We start from the raw sequence: 24670 nt of genomic DNA, 5'->3' as shown, positions 1-24670 counted from the left end.
TTCTATACTTACAAATTCCACTTCATTTTGAGTATTATTTCTAGTATGAAACACAGTTACCACCGCCTTGTATTGTTACTTATATTATAACAAATTAACGCGGTGAATTGTTAAAGTATTCTAAATAAAAACAGGCTGTCGAGGGTTTTTCGACAGCCTGAGTCTCACATACTAATGTGAGACTTTTTAGATTAAGCTTCCATTTTATTGCGTAATACCATTTGTAAAATACCGCCATGACGATAATAATCAATTTCAACTTCACTATCAAAACGTGCAATTACGTTGAATTCAGTTGTTTTTCCTTCATCATTAACAGCAGTTACTTTTAGAAGATCATGCGGTTTAACATTTTCATCGATTTCAATGTTAAATGTTTCTTTACCAGTTAATCCAAGCTTGTCAGCATTTTGACCTTTTTCAAATTGTAACGGAAGAACACCCATCATTACTAAGTTTGAACGGTGAATACGCTCGAAGCTTTCAGCAATAACTGTTTTAATTCCTAATAAGTTTGTACCTTTTGCAGCCCAGTCACGAGAAGATCCCATACCATAATCTTTACCTGCAACAACTAATAATCCAGTACCATCTTGCTGATATTTCATAGCTGCATCATAAATTGGCATAACATCTTCTGTTGGCCAGTAAGTTGTATATCCACCTTCTGTACCAGGAGCTAATAAGTTACGGATACGAATATTAGCAAACGTACCACGCATCATAACTTCATGGTTACCACGACGTGATCCATAGGAGTTAAAGTTTCTAGGTGAAACACCTTTTTCTTGTAAGTATTTACCTGCAGGCATGTCTTTTGCAATTGCCCCAGCAGGAGAAATATGGTCAGTTGTTACAGAGTCACCAAATTTACCAATTGCACGTAAATTGTTTAATGGTTCTACAGTACCAGCTTCTTTTGATAGACCTTCAAAGAATGGTGGGTTTTGAATGTATGTTGACTCTTCATCCCACTCAAATAATGGCTCATCTGTTGTATCAATTTCATTCCATTTTTCGTTAGACTGGAATACATTTTCGTACTCTTTACGGAAGATTTCAGGATTTACTACGCGTTGTACTTCTTCCTTAATCTCATCCATTGATGGCCAAATATCGTTTAAGTAAATTGGCTCACCATCTGCATCCGTACCTAATGCATCATTTGTTAGATCAACATCAACTGTACCAGCTAAAGCATAAGCAACTACTAATGGTGGTGATGCTAAGTAGTTAGCTTTTACTAGCGGATGAATACGTCCTTCAAAGTTACGGTTACCAGATAGTACCGAAGAAACCGTTAAATCGCTATCGGAAATTGCTTTTTCGATTTCAGGAAGTAATGGTCCAGAGTTACCGATACATGTTGTACATCCATAACCTACTAGGCTAAAGCCAAGTTGATCCAAATATGTCATTAAACCTGAATCTTCTAAGTAGCGAGTAACTACTTTAGAACCAGGAGCTAATGATGTTTTTACATAATCTGGTACTTGTAATCCTTTTTCTACTGCTTTTTTCGCTAACAATCCAGCCCCTAACATAACGTATGGGTTAGATGTATTTGTACAAGATGTGATTGCAGCAATTGCTACGGCACCTGTTTTCATTGTAGAAGTTTTACCATTAGAGAATTCAACAGTAGCTTCTTTATCAAATTCAGATTTATCAAGACCAAATCCTTGGTTTCCAGATGGTGCTGTTATTGCTTTATTAAATTCTTTTTTCATGTTAGAAAGAGAGATTAAATCTTGTGGACGTTTCGGGCCTGAAAGATTTGGCTCTAATTCTGAAAGGTTAATTTCAACAACAGTTGTATATTCAGGATCTTTTTGATCTGCTGAATACCACAAATCATTAGCTTTACAATATTTTTCTACAAGGTCAATTTGATCTTCAGAACGACCAGTTAAACGAAGATAGTTAAGTGCTTCTTCATCAACTGGGAAGAATCCACATGTTGCACCATATTCTGGAGCCATGTTTGAGATCGTTGCGCGGTCTGCTAAAGGCATATCTTTTAGACCAGGTCCAAAGTATTCTACAAATTTACCTACTACATTTTTCTCACGTAATACTTGCGTAACTTTCAATGCTAAGTCTGTTGCAGTTGTTCCTTGTGGGAAGCTTCCTGTAAACTTAACACCAATTACTTCAGGAGCCGGGAAGTAAGATGGTTGACCTAACATTCCAGCTTCTGCTTCGATTCCACCAACACCCCAACCAAGAACACCTAGTCCATTGATCATAGTTGTATGTGAGTCAGTACCAACTAATGTATCTGGAAACGCATCATACTCTCCATTGTCGTTTTCAAGAGCATGTACGACGTTAGCAATATACTCCAAGTTAACCTGGTGAACGATACCTGTTGCAGGCGGTACTGCACGATAATTATCAAAAGCTTTCTGAGCCCAATTTAAAAACTCATAACGCTCAGCATTACGTTCAAATTCTAACTCCATATTAGCTTTTAAAGCATTTGGAGTACCATACTGGTCAACTTGTACAGAGTGGTCAATTACTAAATCTACTGGCACTTCTGGATTGATTTTATCTGGTTCTCCACCCATATCTACCATTGCTTTACGTAGAGATGCCAGGTCAACAACTGCTGGAACACCAGTAAAATCTTGTAAAATTACACGTGAAGGTTTAAAAGGAACGTCTACTCCATTGCCTTCTTTTGTACCCCATTTTGTAAGTCTTTTAACATGTTCATCATTGATCACGCGTCCGTCGTATTGACGTACTAAAGATTCTAATAGTACGCGAATAGAGAATGGTAAACGTGATACGTTTCCTAATCCAGCTTCTTCTAATGCTTTTAATTCATAATAGTTATACGTTTTTCCATTTAATTCAAATTGCTTTTTCGCATTAAATGCATTATTTTCTCCCATTGTGTAACCCCTTTCCTGTGGTTTCTTCAAAGTTTGACATCATAAAAAAAGATTATTAAGACATAATAATCTCTTATCTATGAAACCTTGAAAAATATAAAAAGTATAATTTCTACATTACCTATCTTAAATGAAAATCCAGCATAAAACAATTGTTTCATGCTGGATTTTGTATAGTAAAAACTTATTTCGAGTGATAATTTTTTCTTATACACTTAGGGAACATGTACACCGATAAGATAATATAATAAAAATAATTTAACAAATTGCAGGAAACCTCATTCGGAATGTACTACCTTTATCTTCATTTTGAAAAATTTCCAATGTTGCATCATGACGTTCAAGTATTTGCTTCGTAATCATTAAACCAAGTCCAGTACCGTTCTCTTTTGTAGTAAAAAATGGCTCGCCAAGTTTATGTATTACTTCTTCAGGTATTCCTGGACCTTCATCTATGACATCGATTTGTATGCATGAGTCAACGTGGCCAATTGAAATATCAATTGTACCAGATTCCTCCATAGCTTCAATGGCATTCTTAATTAGATTTAAGAGTACTTGCTTTATTTGTGAACGGTCACAAAAAATAGATAGCTCAACGTCTTTGCTATAGGTTATTTCAATATTCTTTAACTTTGCTTGTGATTTCAGTAATTTAACTACATCTTCGATCATTTGTCCAATAGACTCGTTTTGTTTTTGATCGGTTAGTGGTTTTGATATAAAGAGTAACTCGGAAGTAATCTTCTCCATTTTTTCTATTTCATCGATCATAATCTTGTAATAGACATCCTTCCGATTGACACCAGCCTGCAATAATTGCAAAAATCCCTTAATTGATGTCAGTGGATTCCGAATTTCATGAGCTACACCTGCAGCAAGCTGACCCGCAATAGACATTTTCTCTGATCGTACCATCATTTCTTCTATTTCTTTTTTATCCGTAATATCTCTTAGTGTTGATAGATAATAAATGTTACTATTATCATCTTTTAGTCTGACCATTTTACATTCACACCATCTATACCTTTCATCTTTGGTACGAAAATGTAAATTTAAAACCTTATTTGTATGATCTTTCAGGTTTATTGTTTCTTCTAAAAATGGTGTATCCTCTGGTGAAATGATCTCTTTCCAAGATACTCCATATAAGTCGGTTTGATTATACCCTAATACTTGTTTAATAGATTTGGAAAAATAAATTCCCTTCCCATTTTCATCCCAAACTAAAACAACATCATTTAAATTTGTATCAATCCATTGTTGCATAAAGTTGGGTAGTGATGATAAATCTTCGAATATTTTTTGATGACTACTTTCATCTTTTTCATGAGGATAGGTAGTAGAATGAGTATTTGCCATTTCCATTTTATTCGAGTTTTTTTCCACCACTTTCACCCCCTTTTCTACAAATAACTACATAAAATACTTCTATATAACTTATATGTATGTATAGATAAAATTATGAAACTTGTTTATACAAGAAAATCCGATTATAATTATATTAGCATAACTGTTTATGAAATGTGAATGATATCTTGTATAACAGTAGTTAATTATTAGTAATCTTACTATAAAAACAGTTAAAAATAAACGTTTTATAAGATTGTATGAGAATTAGGTGAAAATATGTCAGTTATTGGAGATTATTTTATAATTTTGTGGGGATTCCTTTTGATCGGTTTGATGGCAATCGGTGGCTATTTTATGTTTCGAAAGTTTTTAAAACAACTCCCTAAAGAAGATGGAAAATCAGATATGGATTGGGAAAAACATTATATTGACAAAACAAGACATATGTGGGGAGAAGAGGAAAAAAATTTTTTAGAAGAATTAGTTTCTCCCGTACCTGAATTATTTAGAGATGTTGCTAGACAGAAAATCGCTAGTAAAATTGGTGAGGTTGCTATCGAGAAAGGTTCTAAAACAATTACACAGGAAACGATTATTGAGGGTTACATTATCGCTACCCCGAAGCGAGATCATAAATTTCTACGCAAAAAATTGAAACAGAAAAATATTGATGTCTCTCCATATGAACCGTTTTTTAAGATGTCTAGAGAAAACTATGCAGAGAATTGGGAAAGTAATTATCAGAAACAAAAAAACACGAAGTAATAGATTGCTATTTAAAAAAGGAAGCGTCGACAGGACGCTTCCTCTTCCTTTTATATTGCTGATTGTTTTAATTGCTTTTCCAACTGAATGAATTTATATAACATAGCGATTCTCCATGTAATAATCATTCCAAAAGCCAGTAAAAAGAACATCCCACTTGTCTCACCGAAGGAAACTGTTCCTCCAATTAACAATTTAGCAACAATTCGAATAATCAACAGCCCGAATAAGATAATAACAAATGCTTTGGACGGTACTAAATAGATATCTCGATCTTGAATTTCGAATTTCGATGTTTTAATAAGAAAAAAAGAAAAAAACACACCTACAGAAATTGCTTCTAGAACCTGCACCCAATTAACTTGAAATTCTGGAAATACAAACATAAGTGCCCCAGTACTCATAAATATGGGTGGTAAAATTATTTTTTTAATCGAAGCTGGTTTCCTAGAAGCTTTTAAACGAATGAAAATCATCGCAGTAGCCATTATAATAGCTACTACAGTACTAGCAACAACCCAAAACATATAATCTCACTCTTTTCTCCATCCCAAAACCCAATTACAATTTATTTGTACTTAGATCACTGTTGTTTTGTAGTATTCTATTTACTGTTTCTAATACTCGTTGTTCATCAAATGGCTTTACAATAAAATCTTTTGCGCCCATTTCTATTGCTTCAACGACAACTTTTTGTTGCCCCATAGCTGAACATACTAAGATTTGAGCATTTGGGTTAAACTCCATAATTTCTTTAATAGCGTCAATCCCGTTCATAACTGGCATTGTAATATCCATTGTGACTAAATCTGGTTGAAATTGTTTATATAACTGAACTGCTTTACGTCCATCCTCAGCTTCCCCTACAATTTCGTGGTTGCCTTTTTCAAAGATGTTTGTCAATGTAACCCGCATAAATTTAGCATCATCTACAATAAGAATTTTCGCCATCTATTACTTCCCCCAATAATAGTATTTAATCAGCCATAACCTATTGGTCATTTGCTATATTCAAAATGATGGTTACTGTAACTCCAATAACGGTTAGGTAAACTCCCACGTCAAACAACATTGCTGTGGCTAATTCTATTTCTCCAAATATCGGAAAATGAAAATAACCGAATGTATGGGATAAGAACTCCTCGCTAAACAAAAATGCCCCAATTCCTGTAACAACAGCAATTAGTAAACCTATCAATGCCATTGTTCGGTAATTTATCGGTATAATTTTATCAACTACATTTATTCCGTACGCCATATACATAAGTACAACTGCAGCAGCTGTCACTAAACCGCCTATAAACCCTCCTCCAGGAGCATTATGTCCGGCTAGTAATAAGTAAATTGCAAAACCTAATAAAATAAATGCAATTAATGAAGTAGTTGTACGAAGTATGAGATCGTTCGTTTTGTACATGAATTGCTCTCCTTTTTAGTGTGTATGTAAATATCATAATATAAAACATGGATAAAATCCATCAAAGTGTGAGTTGAATCACGATTAAAACCCGTAAAAACCTATCCATCCAGCTAGGAACGATGTAAGCTTGGTCATCCAGTCAAAAAATAAAGCTATCCCCATTAAAATCATTATGTAACCACCGATTTTAACTAAACGAAGACTGTTTCTCTTAATCCAATTAAGCCTTCCGATGAAAAACGAAAGTAATAAGAAAGGAATTGAGAAACCTAACACATAGCTAATCATCATAACCATACCTGTTTGGGGATTGGTAGCAGCTAATGATAAAACAATTGCTAATATCGGTCCTGTACAAGGCGTCCAACCCATTGAAAATGCCAAACCTATAATATAAGAACCAAAAAAACCTGCAGGTCTATTCTTAAATGTGATTTTTTTATCTTTCATTAAAAATTCGAAATTAAATACCCCAACAATTACTAGACCGAAAAAGATTATTACAATGGCCCCTACCTGTCTTATTATATCTTGATAGGTAAGTAAGAATTCAGAAATAAATGATGTTGTAAATCCAATCATAATAAAGACGCTAGAGAACCCTAATAGGAAAAAAATCGTATGTAAAATGCTTTTTTTATTAAGCATTTTATGATCATCTTTTAATTCACTAACACTCATACCGGTTATGTAAGATAGAAAAGCTGGAAATAGTGGTAATACGCATGGAGAAACAAAGGATAAGAATCCAGCTCCAAACGCAAGAAAGATGTTTATTTCAGACAATCTTAGAACCTCCTTTTGAACCTATTATTATCTATTGTATCAAATGAAACGGACATAATTAGCAACGAATATGACAATTAACTGAATTATGTTCCTTAGATTATTCTGATTTTCGATAATATTAATCACATTGGAAGGATAAGAATATTGAATTACCTTCTCTGAAAATAAAAACCCCATACTACATAAGTACGGGGTATGTGCAATGGTCTATACTAAAAATGAACGGATTAAATCCCTTATTTACCTGTTTGATTATTCATTGCACGCATCATTTGATTGATTTTCTTTTGTGATGGCTTTTGACCCATTTGCATCATTAACGTACGAAGCATTTGCTCATTAATTGGTGGATTCTTTTTCAAGTAGTTCATCATATATCTTCTAGCGATAAAAAATCCAAGAGCAACACCTGCGATTAACGCTCCTATTGCGATTAATACGACCCAAATCGTGTCCATTCCTTGTTTCCTCCTTCGTGTTGTCTCTTATTCAGTATAGTAAATCATCCATAGGAATACAATACTTGTTGACCATGATGCATCATACTTATTGTTACAGGTGAAATCCAACCAAAATTATAAAGATGATCATCCACAATAAATAAAAATGGATAGATTAACCGTAACACTGGGAATAGTAGTTTTTCTGCATCCTGAAGTGATTCACAACGAAATTTTATATGTTTTTCATGAATATGTAAAGTAATATTATTTGATTGTTCCTGTATTTTGATTTCATTTCCATCTATTTGATATGTAGCATGATTAGTAAGATACCATTTCATATTAGAGATAATAGCCTGACTAGGAAAGTTGTTTGTTATATAATCAAACTGTAATGAAAGGTCCCTTCTATCTTCTTTTTGATATGATTTAATAAATCGATATAGGATATCACTCTTATAAAAATAATGAGAAGCAAATTCTTCTTTAATCCAATATATAGAAAACTCTTTCAAAACTACCCCTCCTCTATTTACTCTATTATATGCCTTCATCCTACAAAATCATGTCACAATATGTTAAAAACAAACACTAGTTTTGTCGTTTGAAACCATTGTAAAAAAAAGGATGATTCCTATATGAAATCATCCCTTTTTTAGTCATTATTTAACTAAACGTAATACATTGTTCACAACATTTTCTACCGTAAATCCATACTCTTCTATTACTTTATTTCCATCGGCAGAAGCACCAAACGTATCGATCCCCATTACAATACCTTGATCACCTACATAGCGCTCCCATCCAAAAGTAGCACCCATTTCAATAGCTACTCTACTTTCTACTTTACTTGGTAGAACTTCATTCTTATATGATGCATCTTGTTCGTTAAAGCGGTCCCATGATGGCATACTTACGACACTTACATCTACACCTTGTTCTTTTAATGCTTCTTGAGCTTTCACAGCTAATTGCACTTCTGATCCAGTAGCAATTAACAGTGCATCAGGTGTTTCTTTATTTGCTTTACTTACAACATAGGCACCTTTTTTAACTCCTTCATAAGCATTTTCTTTTGTACCTGCTAATGTTGGAAGGTTTTGTCTAGTTAACACTAATGCAGTTGGTTTATTGGTCGATTCTACTGCCAAACGCCATGCTGCCTGGGTTTCGTTGCCATCTGCTGGACGAATAAGAGATAAGTTTGGCATAGCACGTAATGCTGCTAAATGTTCAACTGGTTCATGCGTTGGACCATCTTCTCCAACAGCAATAGAATCATGCGTAAATACATATGTTACAGGAGTATTCATAATTGCTGAAAGACGTACTGACGGACGTAAGTAATCACTGAAGACAAAGAATGTACCTCCATATACTTTAAGACCACCATGTAATGCCATTCCATTTAGTGCTGCTCCCATAGCATGCTCTCTTACTCCGAACCAAATATTTCTACCAGAATAATTGTTACGACTGAAATCTTCCTCATTTTTAATCGTTGTTTTATTAGAACCAGCTAAGTCGGCACTACCACCAACGAAATAAGGTACAGCTTTTGCAATTCCATTTAGCACTTCTCCAGAAGAAGCTCTTGTTGCTAGGTTATCTTCTCCAGGTTCATAAACCGGAAGATCTTGATTCCATCCTTGTGGAAGCTCTCCTTTAATTGCAAGCTCTAATTCAGTTGCCTCTGTTGGATATTTTTCTTTGTATGTTTGGAATAGATCGTTCCATTGTTCCTCTGATTTTGTGCCTTTTTCAACGATTTTTTCATTAAAATCAGCATATACTTCTTCTGGTACATGGAATTCTTCATGAGACCACTTATAGAATTCTTTTGTTAAACTTACCTCATCCTTGCCTAGTGGTGCTCCATGAGATGCTGCAGAAGCTGATTTATTTGGTGAACCATATCCAATCACTGTCTTTACTTCTATTAGAGTTGGCTGCTCAGTATTTTCTTGTGCCTGTTTAATAGCATTTCGTAAAGCGTTAACGTCATTTCCATCTTCAACACGTAACACATGCCAACCATAAGCTTTAAAGCGATCTTCGATGTTTTCAGAGAAAGAACGATTTAACTCACCATCTAAAGATATGTCATTTGAATCATAAAGCGCAATTAATTTACCAAGTCTTAAATGACCTGCTAATGAAGCTGCTTCATGAGAAATTCCTTCCATTAAGTCCCCGTCACTTACTAGTGCATATGTATAGTGGTCAATAATGGATACATCTTCTTTATTATATTTTGCAGATAAATGCTCTTCTGCCATTGCCATTCCAACAGACATAGCAATACCTTGCCCTAATGGACCAGTAGTAGCTTCAACTCCATCAGTGTGATGTACTTCTGGATGTCCTGGTGTTTTCGAATCCCATTTACGGAAATTTTTCAAATCATCCATGGAAACGTCATAACCTGATAGATGTAATAATGAATATAACAGCATAGAACCATGTCCTGCAGATAGTACAAAACGGTCTCTGTTAAACCATTTTGAGTTTTTTGGATTATGATTCATAAAATCTGTCCAAAGGGTATATGCCATTGGCGCTGCTCCCATTGGTAGGCCTGGATGACCAGAATTCGCATTTTCAATTGCATCAATTGACAGTGTTCTAATTGTATTAATTGATAATTGTTCTACATTGTTCGACATCGTCTGTTCCCCTTTCCATTTTTAAAGGATGTACTACTTTTCTTATCTTATAATGAAACAATATCTATAACAAGCAATAACAAGGATTGCAGAATATTCTTACTCAAAATATTTCATTATGTTCACTTACAACATTGTTACTTAATGTTTTTTGCTTCTTTCTTGTAAATCTTTTACCTTTTGTGGGGTAACATCATTTCCCTCTCGATCTACTACAGTCATAGACTTAAATTGATTCTTAAATGATTTACGAACATTTTTTAAATATTCTTCTCTTAAGTTTTTTTGTTCAACTTTTTCATCATCTGTCAAACCTTCATTTTTTGACTTTCTTGACAATACATTTATTCTCTCCAATTTCTCCTTTGATAACATAATAAACCTCCTAAATCTAAATCATATCTATAGATTTCCCAAACGTATTATTTTCATGTTCTAAACACTTAAAAAGCTAGAACCTATATGTTCTAGCTTTTTTTATGTTACCTCTCTTATGTATCAGAATCAAGCATTTGGTATTCTTGATAGCGTCTATGTATCGTTGCTTTAGATATATCATAGCCAAGTCCATTCAACGTGTTGGAAATTTCACCAAATGTTAAATTTTTTTGACGCAACCGAACAATTTCTTCTATAGGTACAGATTTCTTTTCACGACCTGGAGCTCTATGTCTATTTTTCATGTTCTGAGCAGGGTTATAACCATCTCTAACAGCTTTTTTCATTCCTCGTTTAATCTTTGCATTATGAATCTTCCGTTGATACTCTTCTACAATACTTACAATTTGCAATACCATCGAATCTGACTCTGATATTTCTAATTTACCATCGTGAATATGTGTATAGATTGGAATATGTAATTTTTGCAACTGATGAAATAATGCAATTTTTGTATTCCCCCTACCTAGCCTTGTTTCATCTTGAACAAGAAGACAATTAGCTCTTCCTGATGAAAAGACATCTAGCATTTCAAATACACCTTCACGCTCGATCTCATACCCACTCGCTTTTTCTTCAATACATGTAACTACATTCATATTATAACGATTAGCTAAACTTAGTAGTTCTACTTTTTGTCGTTCTAATGATGACTCTTGTGTTTGTTTATCTGTGCTTACACGACAATATATTATGGCATCCAATGATTTAATCTCCTATTATGCAGTAATTAGTGAAAAGTATAGAAAACCTAAAGTTAAAATAAACGCAACGATGTAGAATATATCTGTTTTAGTAACTTTTTCAAACATACCATCATCATCCCTTTCTCCCTCTTATAGGAACCTTTGTTCTATTTTTAATTATATCAGAACATATGATCCTGTCAATAGTTTTTCGAACGAACGTTTGCTTTTTGATAAACAGAATGGTAAACTATCATTAATAAATCATATGTACGAGGTGATCGATAGATGACAAAAATATCAAAACGACAACAAGCCATATTAGATTACATAAAAGATGAAGTTAACAAAAAAGGGTATCCACCATCAGTACGTGAAATTGCCGAGGCAGTAGGCCTAGCATCGAGTTCAACTGTTCATGGACATCTATCACGTCTAGAAAGTAAGGGTTTTATTAGAAGAGACCCTACTAAACCGAGAGCAATCGAAATACTAGATTTATCAGAAGAAAATAACATACCGAGAGAAGAAGCTCGGTACGCTCCCGTTATCGGTAAAGTAACAGCTGGTATCCCTATTACGGCAGTAGAGAATATTGAAGAGTTTATCCCACTTCCAAGTTCTAGTGCGGGACCAGATGATAATCTTTTCGTTCTTGTTATCGATGGAGAAAGTATGATCGAGGCAGGAATTTTAGATGGTGATATGGTCATCGTGAAGCAACAAAGCACAGCACAAAATGGAGATATCGTAGTGGCAATGACAGAGGATAATGAAGCAACTGTAAAAAGATTTTTCAAAGAAAAAGATCATATTCGTTTACAGCCTGAAAACGCAACAATGGAACCATTAATTTACACGAACGTATCTATTTTAGGAAAAGTAATCGGTCTATATCGACATATTCATTAATACATGCATATAGAAAAAACCCCTTGATTATCAAGGGGTTAAATTTTAATATTGAGTTAAATACTGTTCTCTTTCCCATGGGTGAACAGTCGTACGGAACATATCCCATTCGATCTCTTTTGCTTCCATAAAGTGCTCAAACAAGTGCTCTCCTAATGCACCTACAATAATTTCATCTTTTTGTAATTCATTCAGTGCATCCATTAATGTTGCTGGTAAATCTTTTACACCGTTCTCTTCACGTTCTGCTTTGTTCATCACGTAAATATTACGATCTACCGCAGATGGAGCCGTTAGTTTATTTTCTACTCCATCCAATCCTGAAGCCAATAAAACAGATAAAGCCATATATGGGTTAGCAGATGGATCTACACTACGCACCTCAACACGGGTACTTAATCCACGTGAGTTAGGAATACGAAGTAATGGACTTCTATTGGAACCTGACCAGGCAACATAACAAGGCGCTTCATATCCTGGCACTAGTCGCTTATAAGAGTTTACAGTTGGGTTTGTAACAGCGGTAAAGTTAGTTGCATGTTTGATTATACCTGCAATAAACTGATATGCAGTCTCGCTTAATTCTAAATCTCCACTTGGATCGTAGAATGCATTCTCTCCATTTTTAAATAATGACATATTTGTGTGCATTCCAGATCCATTTACACCAAATAATGGTTTCGGCATAAATGTTGCATGTAAATTATGCTTCCTAGCTATTGTTTTAACAACTAGTTTAAATGTTTGAATATCATCCGCATGTTTTACTGCATCAGAATATTTAAAATCGATTTCATGTTGACCTGGAGCTACCTCATGGTGAGATGCTTCAATTTCAAATCCCATTTCCTCTAGCTCAAGTACGATATCTCTACGGCAATTTTCACCTAAATCGGTAGGTGCTAAATCAAAATATCCACCATGGTCATTAAGCTCTAAAGATGGATCTCCCTTTTCATCTAATTTAAATAAGAAGAATTCTGGCTCAGTTCCAATATTAAATGCGTCAAAACCTAATGCTTCCATCTTCTTTAGATTACGTTTTAAATTGTAGCGTGGGCACCCTTCAAACGGTGTTCCGTCTGGATTGTAAATATCACAAATAAAACGCGCAACTTTACCTTTCTCAGATGTCCAAGGGAATACTACAAATGTGTCTAAATCAGGATATAAATACATATCTGATTCTTCAATACGTACGAAACCTTCAATAGAGGAGCCATCAAACATCATCTTGTTGTCTAATGCCTTTTCCAATTGACTTAACGGTATTTCTACGTTTTTAATTGTCCCCAGCATATCCGTAAATTGTAAGCGAATAAACCTAACATTCTCTTCTTCAATTCGTTTTAAAACCTCTTCTTTGGTATAACTCATGTTTCTCCTCCTGTAATATTTTATATATTTAGAGAAATAAGATTAAACTAATAGCCTATTTCTCTAGATTACTAATGTTTAACAAAAAACCTAGATAGCTCGCCCTGTCTTAGACTAGCTTTACCGAAGCGACCTGCTTCTGTTATCTCGTTTCTTAAAATAGTTCTTAACTCTTTATCAGTCATATCTGATTTTTCATTTTTCTCTGATTTTGGAACTTCTTTTTCCTCTTGCTCTCCAGTTAGTAATAATTTAATACCTGCAAGGTTCAAACCTTTATCTAAGTAATTTTTAATCTCTAATAATCGATCTACATCATTAAAGGAAAACAACCGTTGATTTCCTGATGTTCTCTCTGGGTGTATTAAATCATGCTCTTCATAATAACGTATCTGTCTTGCTGTCAATTCAGTAAGTTTCATTACAATTCCGATACCAAACAAAGGCATCGAACGGCGATCTTTATCATCCATATAGGTGACACTCCTTTTCGCTTAAATTTATTTTATTATATGTTATGTAACGTGTCAAGGGAATGTTAGGTTTTCTAACATAAAATAGTAATAAGCAAAAGAGGTCGATTACTCTTTTGCTTATTGTTGGTTTACTTCCTCAGATAATACCACTTTCACTGCTTCTTTCAAGGCAATTTTGACATGAGCATAGGTAAGTCCACCTTGCACAAAAGCAATATACGGCTCTCTAATTGGTCCATCAGCAGATAATTCAATACTAGAACCCTGAATAAATGTTCCCGCTGCCATTATAACTTGATCTTCATAGCCAGGCATATCACTAGGGTACGGTGTTACATAGGAATTTACAGGAGAATTACGTTGAATTGCCTGACAGAATTTTATCATCTGCTCTGCTTGTTTGAATGTAACAGATTGAATTAAATCTGTTCGTTTTACCTCATACTGTGGAGTTGTTTCAAATCCCAGTAGTTCTAAAAATCGCGATGTAAACACAGCACCTTTTAACGCTTCACCTACAATATGTGGTGCTAAGAAAAATCCTTGGTACATTTCCTGCAGCACATGAAACGTTGCACCTATTTCTTTCCCTAATCCAGGTGCAGTTAAACGATTTGCACATTGATCTACGAGATCAGCTCGTCCAACAATATAACCGCCAGCACGTACAATACCACCACCTGGATTTTTAATTAATGACCCAGCAATAAGGTCGGCACCGACATGTAAAGGTTCTTGTTCTTCTACAAATTCACCATAACAGTTATCAACAAAAACAATTAATGCTGGATTGATTTCTTTAACAAATGAAATCATTTTTTCAATTTCAACAATTGGAAAGGAAGGACGATCATCGTAACCTTTAGACCGCTGGATCGCCACTACTTTCGTTTTATGGTTAATTGCATCCTTAATTCCGTCATAATCTATTGAACCGTCATGCTTAAGAGCTACTTCGTTATACGAGATATTAAAATCTAATAATGAACCATTATTAGCAGATTCGCTTGTTTTGGTACCAATTACTCCTTCAAGCGTATCGTACGGTTTCCCGGTAATATAAATCATCTCATCCCCCGGCCGTAATACACCAAATAATGAAGTACTAATCGCATGAGTACCAGAAGCTAGCTGTGGTCTAACTAATGCCGAATCTCCACCAAATACATCCGAATAAACTGCTTCTAATGTATCTCTTCCCGAATCATCGTAACCATAGCCACTACTTGAATTAAAATGGCTATCACTTACCCTATTTTTTGTAAAGGCTTCTAATACTCGCTTTTGGTTTATTTCTACTGTTTTATTTATTTCTTCATGTTGTTTTTTGCAGTCTATTTCTGCTTGTTGTGCTATTCTTTCAATCATTCATGGTTACTCCTTTAATCTACTCTTCAATGGGTGTTCAGGCGGAACATACCCCTGAATAATGTATGAATTATTTTCTTCATCAAATATTTTCTTCTCTACAATAGTCTCTTGTTCTAATCGATTAATTAATTTCCCTTCTTCAGGATCTAGGTTTGCTATGTAATGCTCCCATTCATCTTTTAATACTTCCTCAACATAAAAAGTAAATTTCTCAATATCCGCTTCTTGCAAAGCACTCATAACCATGTATGGACGATTCATAGGAATGAAGTCATCCATAACTTTGTCTCGTTTGTTATAGATAGTTAGCGTTGGAATGGTATGTGCATCTAACTCCTCTAGTAATTTTAGTACTGTATCTTGATGTCTCACATGATCAGGATGGGAGCCATCGACCACATGCAAAATAAAATCAGCTTCTTTTACTTCCTCTAGAGTAGATCGAAAAGCAGCAATTAATGTCGTCGGTAAATCCTGAATAAAACCAACCGTATCTGTAATTAATGGTTGAAATCCACAAGGAAGCTGAATTTTCCTAGTTAATGGATCAAGTGTTGCAAATAGCTTGTCCTCCTCTAATGAGGTGCTATTTGTTAAACGATTAAATAAAGTTGATTTTCCAGCATTGGTATACCCAACAATAGCAATCTGAAAGACATCATTCGTCTTTCTTCGCTTGCGATACTGCTCCCGCTGTCCTACAACTACTTTAAGTCTGCGTTTAATATCATGGATTCGTCGTCTTATATGTCTTTGATCTGTTTCCAATTTCGTTTCCCCAGGTCCTCTGGTACCAATCCCTGCACCTAGGCGTGAAAGTTCTGTACCTTGCCCTCTTAGCCTCGGTAACATATATTCTAATTGAGCAAGTTCAACCTGCATTTTACCTTCCTTTGTTTTGGCTCGACCTGCAAAGATGTCTAAAATTAATTGGCTACGATCAATGACTCGGACACCGAAAAGATTACTTAAATTTCGTAATTGACCAGCTGACAATTCATCGTTAGAAACGACTAAATCAATTACTAAATCCTCAATTTCCTGCTTAATTTCTTCCGCTTTTCCTTCACCAATATAAAAAGCAGGATGGATACGGACTCGATTTTGAGTCATGATCTTTTCTACCGTTCCACCCGCTGTTTTACACAATGAAATTAGTTCATCCAATGATGATTGAAAACGCTCATCTTGTTGATCTGGTTTTTTTACTGCGATTATTAGTATAGTTTCTAAAGACATGCATAAATAACCTCTTTCTTTATATGTCTATAACAAGGTTCATTTTATATCATAGCAAAGATAATGATGCATCACAAAATTCAGGGACTATTGATGATCAAGAGATAAATCACTACCAGTTAGTAAAATTAAATCCTCTGATGTAACCTGACTTTTATATAATAAGCGGACAGCGTGAAGTCGAATAGCGTGCTCAATAATATTTCGTACACATCGTGCATTGGAAAAGTTTCGTGTTGTTTCTTGTTGTTGTTTATATAAATATGCTCGAAGCTTCCACTCCGCTTCCTTCGTTAATTGATATTCACGCTCTGAAGCCATCTGTCTTGCAATCTCCATTAATTGGTCTACTTCATAATCCTCAAAGTCTAATATAAATGGAAACCGTGATTTAAGACCAGGATTCAGATTTAAAAATCTCTCCATTTCATAAGGGTAACCAGCAAGGATCAACACAAAGTCATTTCCGTAATCCTCCATTTGTTTGACGAGTGTATCAATCGCTTCCTTTCCAAAGTCTTTCTCACCACCACGGGCCAGTGAATATGCTTCATCAATAAACAAGATTCCACCCTGGGCTTTTTGTATAATTGCGCGGGTTTTTTGTGCTGTTTGCCCAATATATTCTCCAACCAAGTCAGCCCGTTCCGCTTCAATGAAATGTCCCTTTGACAACAAATTCATATCAAAGTAGATCTTCGCAAGTTTTCTAGCAACAGTAGTTTTTCCAGTACCTGGATTACCTTTAAACAACATATGAAGCACTTGTTTCGTGCTAGTTAACCCAAGTTCTTTTCTCTTTTCATTAATAACAATTGTTGCATAGATTTCTTTGACTCGTTGTTTTAATCTTTTCATTCCAACGAATGACGAAAATTCTTCCTCAATATGTTTAAATGGATCACGGTCACGGTCCATGGTTTTCACAGTATTAGATGATTCTACATTTACGGGCTTTTTATCACGAAGTATTATATTTATTTGACCATTTTTATTTTGTACCTTTTGTGTTCCCACGTCATCACCCCTTCGTCACCATAGTATACGTTTAAGGAGTAAAAGGTGTGACAAACGCCTATCTTCTTTTTAATATGATACCTTCTACTCCATGTAATGACGTAACCATTCACCACAGGAGGCTAGAGGATGACATGGTTTTTACATTGAAAAAATTTAAAACGAACGCTTAAGAAAGCGTTCGTTATTGTCATTTATTCTTTATCGATATTTACATTTTTTACAGGAGCAAATGTTGATATAGCATGTTTGAAGATTAATTGTTGTTTACCCTCTGTTTCCAACAATACCGTAAAATTATCAAATGCTTTTACAATCCCTCTTAATTGAAAACCATTTGTTAAAAATACAGTCACAGAAATGTGATCCTTTCTTAGCTGGTTAAGATAATGGTCTTGAATGTTTACAGATTGCGCCATCATAAATCCTCCTCTTTTCTATCTATATATAATATATTTCTACCTTTCTTTTAAGAATCCTGCTAAATCTTGTGAAATAATTTGAATTTTATCATCTATAGTTTCAGGTGTAATCGTATACCAATGAACGTCCATTTTATTTTTAAACCATGTATATTGTCTTTTAGCATATCTGCGTGAATTTTGCTTTAATATTTGAATTGCTTGGTCTAAGTTTATTTCACCTTTAAAATATGGTAAAAATTCTTTATAGCCTATTGCTTTCATGGATTGACAATTCTCATAACCTTGCTCATACAAATGCCTGACTTCCTCAACAATTCCTTCTTCTACCATTTGATCGACACGCTTATTAATGCGATCATATAGAGTTTTTCTATCCATTTCAAGACCTATCAGCTGAACATCATATGGAGATTCATTTGATTGGTTTGCATGATACTCACTCATTGTTAATCCTGTTGTTTCAACAATTTCAAGTGCTCTAATTACTCTCCGGTAATTATTAGGATGAATTTTTTCTGCTTGTATTGGATCAATCTTCTTTAAACGATGGTATAATGCTTCATTACCATTACGTTTTAATTCTTCTTCTAACCTTTTGGTAATCGTTTCGTCGCGTTTTTTGGTAGCAAAGTTATAATCAAACAAGGTTGCCTGAATATAGAGCCCGCTACCTCCAACTATGATGGGAAGTTTATTATTGTTCGAAATTTCATCTATGTATGTTTGCACACATTCTTTAAAGTCAGCAACAGAAAATGATTCATCTGGATTCCGAATATCAATTAAATGATGTGGAATTCCTTGCATTTCTTGTTTTTTTATTTTAGCGGTGCCGATGTCCATACCTTTATATACTTGCATTGAATCTCCACTAATAATTTCACCATCAAATTGCTTCGCAACTTCTAAACTCAACTTTGTTTTTCCAACCGCAGTAGGGCCAACAATAGCTACTACTTTATTTTTCATTCGTATTCCCCTAAAAACGTTTATTTATAAGCACGATATGCCGTCAGCATCCAAACGTATTTCTCATAACTCGCTTGTAGACCAATTAACAGATCAGCCGTAGGTTCATCTTTTTGTTCATTTGCCAATGGAATACCGATTTCTTTAATCTCGGAAATAATTTGTTTATAATCCTCCATCAGCTGATCAATGATTTCATCTTCCTTATCATCCGCGTTAGCCTCTACTAACGTCGTTTCCTCTAAGTATTTAGACATAACTGCTAATGGCTTTCCATCAATTGCTAAAATACGCTCTGCCACCTCGTCTAAATCCTCTGCAATCTTCTCATACATCTCTTCAAACGTTTTATGAAGTTGAAAGAAATGTCTTCCCTGTACAAACCAATGATAACGATGTAATTTCACATACATGACAAAATGATTTGATAACAATTGATTCAAGAAGTTTATTAGTTTTTGATTATCCATTTACACTCCACCTTTTAAAACCAATAAGGGCACAATGCACCTTTGTTCCTAGTTTTTGCGAAGTGTAATGGATTTATACCTCATTTACATAACTCTCTTAAACATTTTTTCAAGTTCATAGGATGAGAAGTGAACGATTATTGGACGACCATGCGGACACGTGAACGGGTCTGTTGTGTTACGCAAATCTTGTAGCAAACGATACATGTCATCATGATTTAAATGATGATTGGCTTTAATCGAACGTTTACAGCTCATTAATATGGCTGCTTCTTCTCGAATGGATTCAATATTAATCCGTTCCTCTTGCATTACCTGTTCAATCATTTCACGAATGATCTCTTCCTCAAATCCTTTCGGAAACCAATTCGGGTGCGAACGAATAACATACGTTTGATTCCCAAAACTCTCCAAAAACAAACCCACTTTTTCTAGTTCACTTTTATGATGTTCGATAAAAATAGATTCTTGTTTGGAAAACTCAAATGTCATTGGAATGAGTAATTCTTGAGATTCATTAAATGTCTCCCCTAATTTTTTCTTGAAAAACTCATACTTAATCCGTTCCTGTGCAGCATGTTGGTCAATCATATAAAAACCCTCATCATTTTGTGCTAAGATATATGTACCATGCAACTGACCGATTGGGTACATAACTGGTACACGGGAATTTGTATGTTCTTCCTCTAAGTGAGAAGGTTCTACAGGGTGTCCAGATAGTTTAGTTGATTGTGACTCTATCGTTTCTGATAATTCATCTACTAGTTCCTCATTTGCTTGATGTGGTGTGTCTTGTTGTTCTGCAGTTACTGAATTAGACCGGACAACTGACTGGTCTACAGCAGGCTGTGTTTCATGAACAACTGTATGTTGCTTGTAATTTTTATTCTTGTCCATATCAAAGTCAAGGCTATGCTGCAACGATTTTCTTTTTTCAACTGGTGCTTGTTCAACCTCTGGAATTAATGTTGTCTCACGAAATTTCGATTTAATCGTTTCTTCAACCAATAAACACAATTCTTTTTCCTTACTAAATCGTACTTCTAGCTTTGTCGGATGCACATTAACATCCACTAAAATAGGATCCATCGTAATAGATAATACAACAATTGGAGAACGTCCAATTGGTAACAACGTATGGTAAGCACGAATGATTGCTTGTGTTAATGGATAACTTTTAATAAATCTACCATTAATCATAATTGAAATATATGATCTAGAAGCTCGTGTAACTTCTGGTTTAGCGATATACCCTTCCACAGAAAAATCAAGTGTCTCTTGATTAATTGGAATCATTTTCTTAGCCACACCAATTCCATATACTTGGGAAATGACCTGAAGTAAATCACCTGTACCTGGAGTTTTAAATAGTCCTTTTCCATTATGTGTTGCTTCAAATCGAATATTTGGGTGGGAAAGCGCTAATCGATTTAATAGATCCGTAATATGCCCTAATTCAGTGTGAATGGTTTTCATGTATTTAAGACGAGCTGGAGTGTTGAAGAATAAGTCGGAAACAGTAATTTCAGTACCCCTTCTTGCATCACTTTTCTTTTTTTCTAAAACTTTTCCACCTTCTAAAGAAAGAAATGTCCCAGCTTCATCGCCCTGTGATGTTTTCATGGTTAATCTGCTAACAGAAGCAATACTTGCTAAAGCTTCTCCTCTAAACCCTAGTGTACTTACATGAAATAAGTCCGATTCACTTCTAATTTTACTTGTAGCATGACGTAAAAAAGCTCGCTCACAATCATCCTCAGACATCCCATCACCATTATCGGTAATTTTTATTTGCTGTAAACCAGCTTCCATTATGTCTAATTTAATCCAAGTGCTGTTTGCATCAATGCTGTTTTCAATTAGCTCTTTAACCACAGAGGCCGGTCTTTCCACTACTTCCCCAGCAGCTATCTTATTTGCTAATGCATCAGACATTTGATAAATTTTCATGCAAACAATCCTTTCTATTTTTGTACTTTCTTTTGTAGTCGATATAATTCATTTAACGCGTCTAGCGGTGTCATTTCTAGTAAATTTAACCCTCTTAAATCTTGAACGATTTTTTCTTCTACGTATTTTATTTCCTGTTTTTTCTGTGATGGTTTTTCATCTGCAAAAAATGATAATTGAGCTTCTTGAAATTCTTGAGGCTCCTGTTCATTTGGTTGTAACGTCTTTTCATTACCACTTTCTAGCTGTGTCAAAATTTCACTTGCCCGAGCAATCAAAGGCTCAGGTAATTGAGCAAGCTTTGCCACATGGATACCATAACTTTCATCTGCTGCACCATCTCTAATTTGATGTAGGAATACAACATTCCCTTCAAATTCTTCTGCGCGAACATGTACATTTTTTAAGTTAGGTAAACTTTCTTCTAAGGTTGTTAGTTCATGATAATGCGTAGAAAATAATGTTTTCGCATGTACGTGATGGTGAATATATTCTACTATTGCTTGGGCCAATGCCATTCCATCGTAGGTACTAGTTCCACGACCAATTTCATCTAATAATATCAAGCTGCGATCCGTTGCATTTGATAACGCGTGTTTCGCTTCAAGCATTTCAACCATAAACGTACTTTGACCCGAAACAAGATCGTCAGCAGCACCGATACGTGTAAATATTTGATCAAAAATAATTAATTCCGCTTCATCACAAGGTACAAAACACCCAATTTGTCCCATGATTACAGTTAGAGCAAGCTGTCGCATATACGTACTTTTACCAGACATATTCGGTCCAGTGATTAGTAATATACTACGGTCCTGATCTAGATGAATATCGTTTGGAACAAATGATCCATCCTTCATAACTTGCTCTACAACTGGGTGACGACCATTTTTAATAGAAAGCTTGTCTGTAACAAATCGAGGTCGTTTATAATTATTTGCTTCACTTACAGTAGCAAAAGCCTGTAACACATCTATTTTACTTACTGCATCAGCCAAGTATTGTAACTCTGGAATATGTTCTTTGATTTGATCACGAACTTCAATAAATAAATTATATTCTAGCTCAACACTTTTTTCTTCTGCCTCTAAAATTAATTGTTCCTTTTCTTTTAATTCAGGAGTGATAAAGCGTTCTGCATTTGTTAAAGTCTGTTTTCGTTCATATCTACCTTCAGGTAATAAATGCAAATTCGCTTTTGTCACTTCAATATAGTAACCGAATACTCGGTTATATCCAATTTTGAGTGACTTAATATTCGTTTCTTGCTTTTCTTTTTGTTCCAATTCTGCAATCCATTGTTTCCCATTCTTAGATGCATCACGATAGGTATCTAGCTGTTCATGATAACCATCCTTAATAATTGAACCTTCTTTAATCGAAACTGGTGGATCATCTACTAAACTATTTTCTAACAAGGACACAATGTGTTCTGGAAAAACAAGTGAGTCGGCCAGCTGATCAATTTGCTTGTGATTAAATTGCTTTAGCGTCTGTTTTAAAACTGGTATTTTCTCCAGAGATTTCTTTAACTGAATTAGATCTCTCGCATTTACGTTTCCAAATGAAATTCTACCAGCGAGGCGTTCTAAATCATACACCGATTTAAGTGTTTCACGAACACTATCTCGTTCTATGAAACCTTGATAAAAGCCATCCACAGTTTCAAGACGCTCTTCAATATGATCACGAACTAATAATGGGCGTTCTAACCATTTCTTTAGCATTCTAGACCCCATAGCAGTTACCGTCTTATCAAGGACCCATAGTAAGCTTCCTTGTTTTCCTTTACGCATAATGGTTTCAGTTAGTTCTAAGTTACGCTTAGAATACATATCGAGTGATAAATGATTATCTAATTCAATAATCTCTGCTTGTTGTAAATGGTCTAGAGATCGTTTTTGGGTATGCTGTATATAATTCAATAAACGACTAAATGCTTTCATCAGACGTTCATCATTTAAATTCTCACATAGACTGCGATACTCAGCATTAAAATTCACTTCATTTTGATAAGAAAGGGTTACTTGCAATCTATCCCTCAGCTGTTGCTGGGAATCTTCTGGTAGATTAGAAGAAATAACAACTTCTTTTATTGGTTGATTATATAATTCATGGATCACTGCGTCCCAACCATGTGAAATAAGTGCGATTCTGTTCTCACCTGTCGACAAATCATTATATACAATGACATACGACCCATCTTCAAAATGAGAAAGACTAGCAATATAGTTATTATTCCGTTCATTAAGCATATTACTTTCCATAACTGTTCCTGGTGTAATTAGTTGTACAACTTCTCTTTTTACAACACCTTTAGCCGATTTCGGATCTTCAACTTGCTCACAAATGGCTACTTTATACCCTTTTTCAATTAAATTTTTAATATAATTTGCTGCAGAATGGTATGGTACTCCGCACATAGGAATTGGATCCTTTTGCCCTGCATCTCGCTTCGTTAAAGTTATTTCTAATTCTCTTGCTGCATTTATTGCATCTTCAAAGAACATTTCATAAAAATCACCTAAACGAAAAAATAAAAAAGCATCTTGATAGTCTGCTTTTATTCGTAAATATTGTTCCATCATCGGTGTATATTTTGCCATCATAAAATCCTCCAAAAACCTACATAGTATTTAATAATTATAGCATATGTTGTAGATTTAAGGCGATAACTTGCAATTATTAAAATTTGAAAGGTAGGGTAACCAGTAGGAAATGATGGGTAAGGAATGAGGAACCCTTAAATTCAGTTGAGTTAAAACCAAAGCATATTTCAAACTATGAAGTTCTAAGAAATAGCGGAAAGAGGATCCATCAAATCTAAGAAACGGCTCCTCAGTCCGCTAAATACACATTAGATGTAGAAAGCGCAGCATTCCTGTAGAGCGTTAATTTCAACTTTGATCAAAAGAGAGCTCCCCAGTAAGATATGAGTATAGACACCACTCTAAAACTCAAAATCTTAAGGAGGAACTCTTATATGAAGTTTAAAATGCAA

23 protein-coding genes are annotated in these 24670 nt (G+C 34.8%); 2 read left to right on the top strand and 21 right to left on the bottom strand.

Annotated elements, in window-relative coordinates; translation table 11 throughout:
* Nucleotides 1-191: 191 nt before the first annotated feature.
* Both acnA and GMD78_RS20625 read right to left on the bottom strand, forming a co-directional pair.
* The gene (acnA, locus tag GMD78_RS20630; RefSeq protein WP_155671821.1) at nucleotides 192-2903 is read right to left on the bottom strand and encodes an aconitate hydratase AcnA; all 2712 of its coding nucleotides are present in this window, start codon (nucleotides 2901-2903) and stop codon (nucleotides 192-194) included.
* Between the two features lie 258 nt (nucleotides 2904-3161).
* A complete protein-coding gene (locus GMD78_RS20625; RefSeq protein WP_343042464.1) occupies nucleotides 3162-4292 on the bottom strand; it encodes an ATP-binding protein in 1131 nt (376 codons plus the stop codon).
* A 240-nt stretch (nucleotides 4293-4532) separates the two neighbouring features.
* Between GMD78_RS20625 and GMD78_RS20620 the strand changes: the two genes are divergently transcribed.
* The gene (locus tag GMD78_RS20620) at nucleotides 4533-5021 is read left to right on the top strand and encodes a DUF2621 domain-containing protein (protein WP_155671819.1); all 489 of its coding nucleotides are present in this window, start codon (nucleotides 4533-4535) and stop codon (nucleotides 5019-5021) included.
* Nucleotides 5022-5071: 50 nt separating this feature from the next.
* Here the strand turns inward: GMD78_RS20620 and GMD78_RS20615 are convergent, their stop codons facing one another.
* From GMD78_RS20615 to GMD78_RS20575, 9 genes are all read right to left on the bottom strand, one after another.
* A complete protein-coding gene (locus tag GMD78_RS20615; protein ID WP_155671817.1) occupies nucleotides 5072-5548 on the bottom strand; it encodes a CcdC family protein in 477 nt (158 codons plus the stop codon).
* 34 nt (nucleotides 5549-5582) lie between these two features.
* Nucleotides 5583-5972 (bottom strand): response regulator, encoded by a 390-nt coding sequence (locus GMD78_RS20610; protein ID WP_155671815.1) that lies wholly within the window; start codon nucleotides 5970-5972, stop codon nucleotides 5583-5585.
* Between the two features lie 40 nt (nucleotides 5973-6012).
* Nucleotides 6013-6438 (bottom strand): Na(+)/H(+) antiporter subunit B, encoded by a 426-nt coding sequence (locus GMD78_RS20605; RefSeq protein WP_155671813.1) that lies wholly within the window; start codon nucleotides 6436-6438, stop codon nucleotides 6013-6015.
* An 84-nt stretch (nucleotides 6439-6522) separates the two neighbouring features.
* Nucleotides 6523-7227, bottom strand: a complete 705-nt coding sequence (locus GMD78_RS20600) for a cytochrome c biogenesis CcdA family protein (protein WP_155671811.1) — start codon at nucleotides 7225-7227, stop codon at nucleotides 6523-6525.
* A 239-nt stretch (nucleotides 7228-7466) separates the two neighbouring features.
* On the bottom strand, nucleotides 7467-7688 hold the full coding sequence (locus tag GMD78_RS20595) for a YneF family protein (RefSeq protein WP_155671809.1): 222 nt from the start codon (nucleotides 7686-7688) through the stop codon (nucleotides 7467-7469).
* Between the two features lie 44 nt (nucleotides 7689-7732).
* Complete coding sequence (gene sirA, locus GMD78_RS20590) at nucleotides 7733-8188, bottom strand: sporulation inhibitor of replication protein SirA (RefSeq protein ID WP_196493886.1); 456 nt, start codon at nucleotides 8186-8188, stop codon at nucleotides 7733-7735.
* Between the two features lie 147 nt (nucleotides 8189-8335).
* Entirely contained in the window at nucleotides 8336-10339 is a 2004-nt protein-coding gene (tkt, locus tag GMD78_RS20585) for a transketolase (RefSeq protein WP_155671805.1), read from the bottom strand.
* A 141-nt stretch (nucleotides 10340-10480) separates the two neighbouring features.
* Complete coding sequence (locus GMD78_RS20580) at nucleotides 10481-10714, bottom strand: DUF896 domain-containing protein (protein WP_155671803.1); 234 nt, start codon at nucleotides 10712-10714, stop codon at nucleotides 10481-10483.
* A gap of 116 nt (nucleotides 10715-10830) precedes the next feature.
* Nucleotides 10831-11481, bottom strand: coding sequence for a YneB family resolvase-like protein (locus GMD78_RS20575; RefSeq protein WP_155671801.1), 651 nt, complete (start codon nucleotides 11479-11481; stop codon nucleotides 10831-10833).
* A 270-nt stretch (nucleotides 11482-11751) separates the two neighbouring features.
* Here GMD78_RS20575 and lexA point away from each other — a divergent pair, with 270 nt between their 5' ends.
* Nucleotides 11752-12375 carry a transcriptional repressor LexA gene (gene lexA, locus GMD78_RS20570; RefSeq protein WP_155671799.1) on the top strand — a complete coding sequence of 208 codons (624 nt, stop codon included), beginning with the start codon at nucleotides 11752-11754 and terminating at the stop codon, nucleotides 12373-12375.
* Between the two features lie 45 nt (nucleotides 12376-12420).
* Here the strand turns inward: lexA and glnA are convergent, their stop codons facing one another.
* The 10 genes from glnA to mutS all read right to left on the bottom strand — a co-directional run bounded on the left by glnA (nucleotide 12421) and on the right by mutS (nucleotide 24275).
* Nucleotides 12421-13752, bottom strand: a complete 1332-nt coding sequence (gene glnA / locus GMD78_RS20565; protein ID WP_155671797.1) for a type I glutamate--ammonia ligase — start codon at nucleotides 13750-13752, stop codon at nucleotides 12421-12423.
* Nucleotides 13753-13823: 71 nt separating this feature from the next.
* Nucleotides 13824-14225, bottom strand: coding sequence for a MerR family transcriptional regulator (locus GMD78_RS20560; RefSeq protein WP_155671795.1), 402 nt, complete (start codon nucleotides 14223-14225; stop codon nucleotides 13824-13826).
* Nucleotides 14226-14345: 120 nt separating this feature from the next.
* Nucleotides 14346-15596 carry a methionine gamma-lyase family protein gene (locus GMD78_RS20555; protein ID WP_155671793.1) on the bottom strand — a complete coding sequence of 417 codons (1251 nt, stop codon included), beginning with the start codon at nucleotides 15594-15596 and terminating at the stop codon, nucleotides 14346-14348.
* 6 nt (nucleotides 15597-15602) lie between these two features.
* Nucleotides 15603-16838, bottom strand: coding sequence for a GTPase HflX (hflX, locus tag GMD78_RS20550; protein WP_155671791.1), 1236 nt, complete (start codon nucleotides 16836-16838; stop codon nucleotides 15603-15605).
* Between the two features lie 87 nt (nucleotides 16839-16925).
* Nucleotides 16926-17855, bottom strand: a complete 930-nt coding sequence (gene spoVK, locus GMD78_RS20545; protein WP_343042463.1) for a stage V sporulation protein K — start codon at nucleotides 17853-17855, stop codon at nucleotides 16926-16928.
* A gap of 194 nt (nucleotides 17856-18049) precedes the next feature.
* Nucleotides 18050-18274 carry an RNA chaperone Hfq gene (hfq, locus tag GMD78_RS20540; RefSeq protein ID WP_155671789.1) on the bottom strand — a complete coding sequence of 75 codons (225 nt, stop codon included), beginning with the start codon at nucleotides 18272-18274 and terminating at the stop codon, nucleotides 18050-18052.
* Nucleotides 18275-18313: 39 nt separating this feature from the next.
* Nucleotides 18314-19249 carry a tRNA (adenosine(37)-N6)-dimethylallyltransferase MiaA gene (miaA, locus tag GMD78_RS20535; RefSeq protein WP_155671787.1) on the bottom strand — a complete coding sequence of 312 codons (936 nt, stop codon included), beginning with the start codon at nucleotides 19247-19249 and terminating at the stop codon, nucleotides 18314-18316.
* A gap of 20 nt (nucleotides 19250-19269) precedes the next feature.
* Nucleotides 19270-19719 (bottom strand): Dps family protein, encoded by a 450-nt coding sequence (locus GMD78_RS20530; protein WP_155671785.1) that lies wholly within the window; start codon nucleotides 19717-19719, stop codon nucleotides 19270-19272.
* A gap of 84 nt (nucleotides 19720-19803) precedes the next feature.
* Nucleotides 19804-21669, bottom strand: coding sequence for a DNA mismatch repair endonuclease MutL (mutL, locus tag GMD78_RS20525; protein ID WP_155671783.1), 1866 nt, complete (start codon nucleotides 21667-21669; stop codon nucleotides 19804-19806).
* A 14-nt stretch (nucleotides 21670-21683) separates the two neighbouring features.
* Complete coding sequence (gene mutS, locus GMD78_RS20520) at nucleotides 21684-24275, bottom strand: DNA mismatch repair protein MutS (protein ID WP_155671781.1); 2592 nt, start codon at nucleotides 24273-24275, stop codon at nucleotides 21684-21686.
* Nucleotides 24276-24670 lie beyond the last annotated feature (395 nt).

The organism is Ornithinibacillus caprae (genome assembly GCF_009728145.1).
Taxonomy (GTDB): domain Bacteria; phylum Bacillota; class Bacilli; order Bacillales; family Amphibacillaceae; genus Ornithinibacillus; species Ornithinibacillus caprae.
Note: the sequence above shows the minus strand (reverse complement) of the source record. Positions and strands in the feature narration are given on the sequence as shown.

Bases quoted from the DNA above. Each gene is read 5' to 3' on its own strand.
- acnA (WP_155671821.1), bottom strand. From the start codon at position 2,903: ATGGGAGAAAATAATGCATTTAATGCGAAAAAGCAATTTGAATTAAAT.
- GMD78_RS20620 (WP_155671819.1), top strand. From the start codon at position 4,533: ATGTCAGTTATTGGAGATTATTTTATAATTTTGTGGGGATTCCTTTTG.
- GMD78_RS20615 (WP_155671817.1), bottom strand. From the start codon at position 5,548: ATGTTTTGGGTTGTTGCTAGTACTGTAGTAGCTATTATAATGGCTACT.
- GMD78_RS20610 (WP_155671815.1), bottom strand. From the start codon at position 5,972: ATGGCGAAAATTCTTATTGTAGATGATGCTAAATTTATGCGGGTTACA.
- GMD78_RS20605 (WP_155671813.1), bottom strand. From the start codon at position 6,438: ATGTACAAAACGAACGATCTCATACTTCGTACAACTACTTCATTAATT.
- GMD78_RS20595 (WP_155671809.1), bottom strand. From the start codon at position 7,688: ATGGACACGATTTGGGTCGTATTAATCGCAATAGGAGCGTTAATCGCA.
- tkt (WP_155671805.1), bottom strand. From the start codon at position 10,339: ATGTCGAACAATGTAGAACAATTATCAATTAATACAATTAGAACACTG.
- GMD78_RS20580 (WP_155671803.1), bottom strand. From the start codon at position 10,714: ATGTTATCAAAGGAGAAATTGGAGAGAATAAATGTATTGTCAAGAAAG.
- lexA (WP_155671799.1), top strand. From the start codon at position 11,752: ATGACAAAAATATCAAAACGACAACAAGCCATATTAGATTACATAAAA.
- glnA (WP_155671797.1), bottom strand. From the start codon at position 13,752: ATGAGTTATACCAAAGAAGAGGTTTTAAAACGAATTGAAGAAGAGAAT.
- GMD78_RS20560 (WP_155671795.1), bottom strand. From the start codon at position 14,225: ATGGATGATAAAGATCGCCGTTCGATGCCTTTGTTTGGTATCGGAATT.
- GMD78_RS20555 (WP_155671793.1), bottom strand. From the start codon at position 15,596: ATGATTGAAAGAATAGCACAACAAGCAGAAATAGACTGCAAAAAACAA.
- hflX (WP_155671791.1), bottom strand. From the start codon at position 16,838: ATGTCTTTAGAAACTATACTAATAATCGCAGTAAAAAAACCAGATCAA.
- hfq (WP_155671789.1), bottom strand. From the start codon at position 18,274: ATGGCGCAATCTGTAAACATTCAAGACCATTATCTTAACCAGCTAAGA.
- miaA (WP_155671787.1), bottom strand. From the start codon at position 19,249: ATGAAAAATAAAGTAGTAGCTATTGTTGGCCCTACTGCGGTTGGAAAA.
- GMD78_RS20530 (WP_155671785.1), bottom strand. From the start codon at position 19,719: ATGGATAATCAAAAACTAATAAACTTCTTGAATCAATTGTTATCAAAT.
- mutL (WP_155671783.1), bottom strand. From the start codon at position 21,669: ATGAAAATTTATCAAATGTCTGATGCATTAGCAAATAAGATAGCTGCT.
- mutS (WP_155671781.1), bottom strand. From the start codon at position 24,275: ATGGCAAAATATACACCGATGATGGAACAATATTTACGAATAAAAGCA.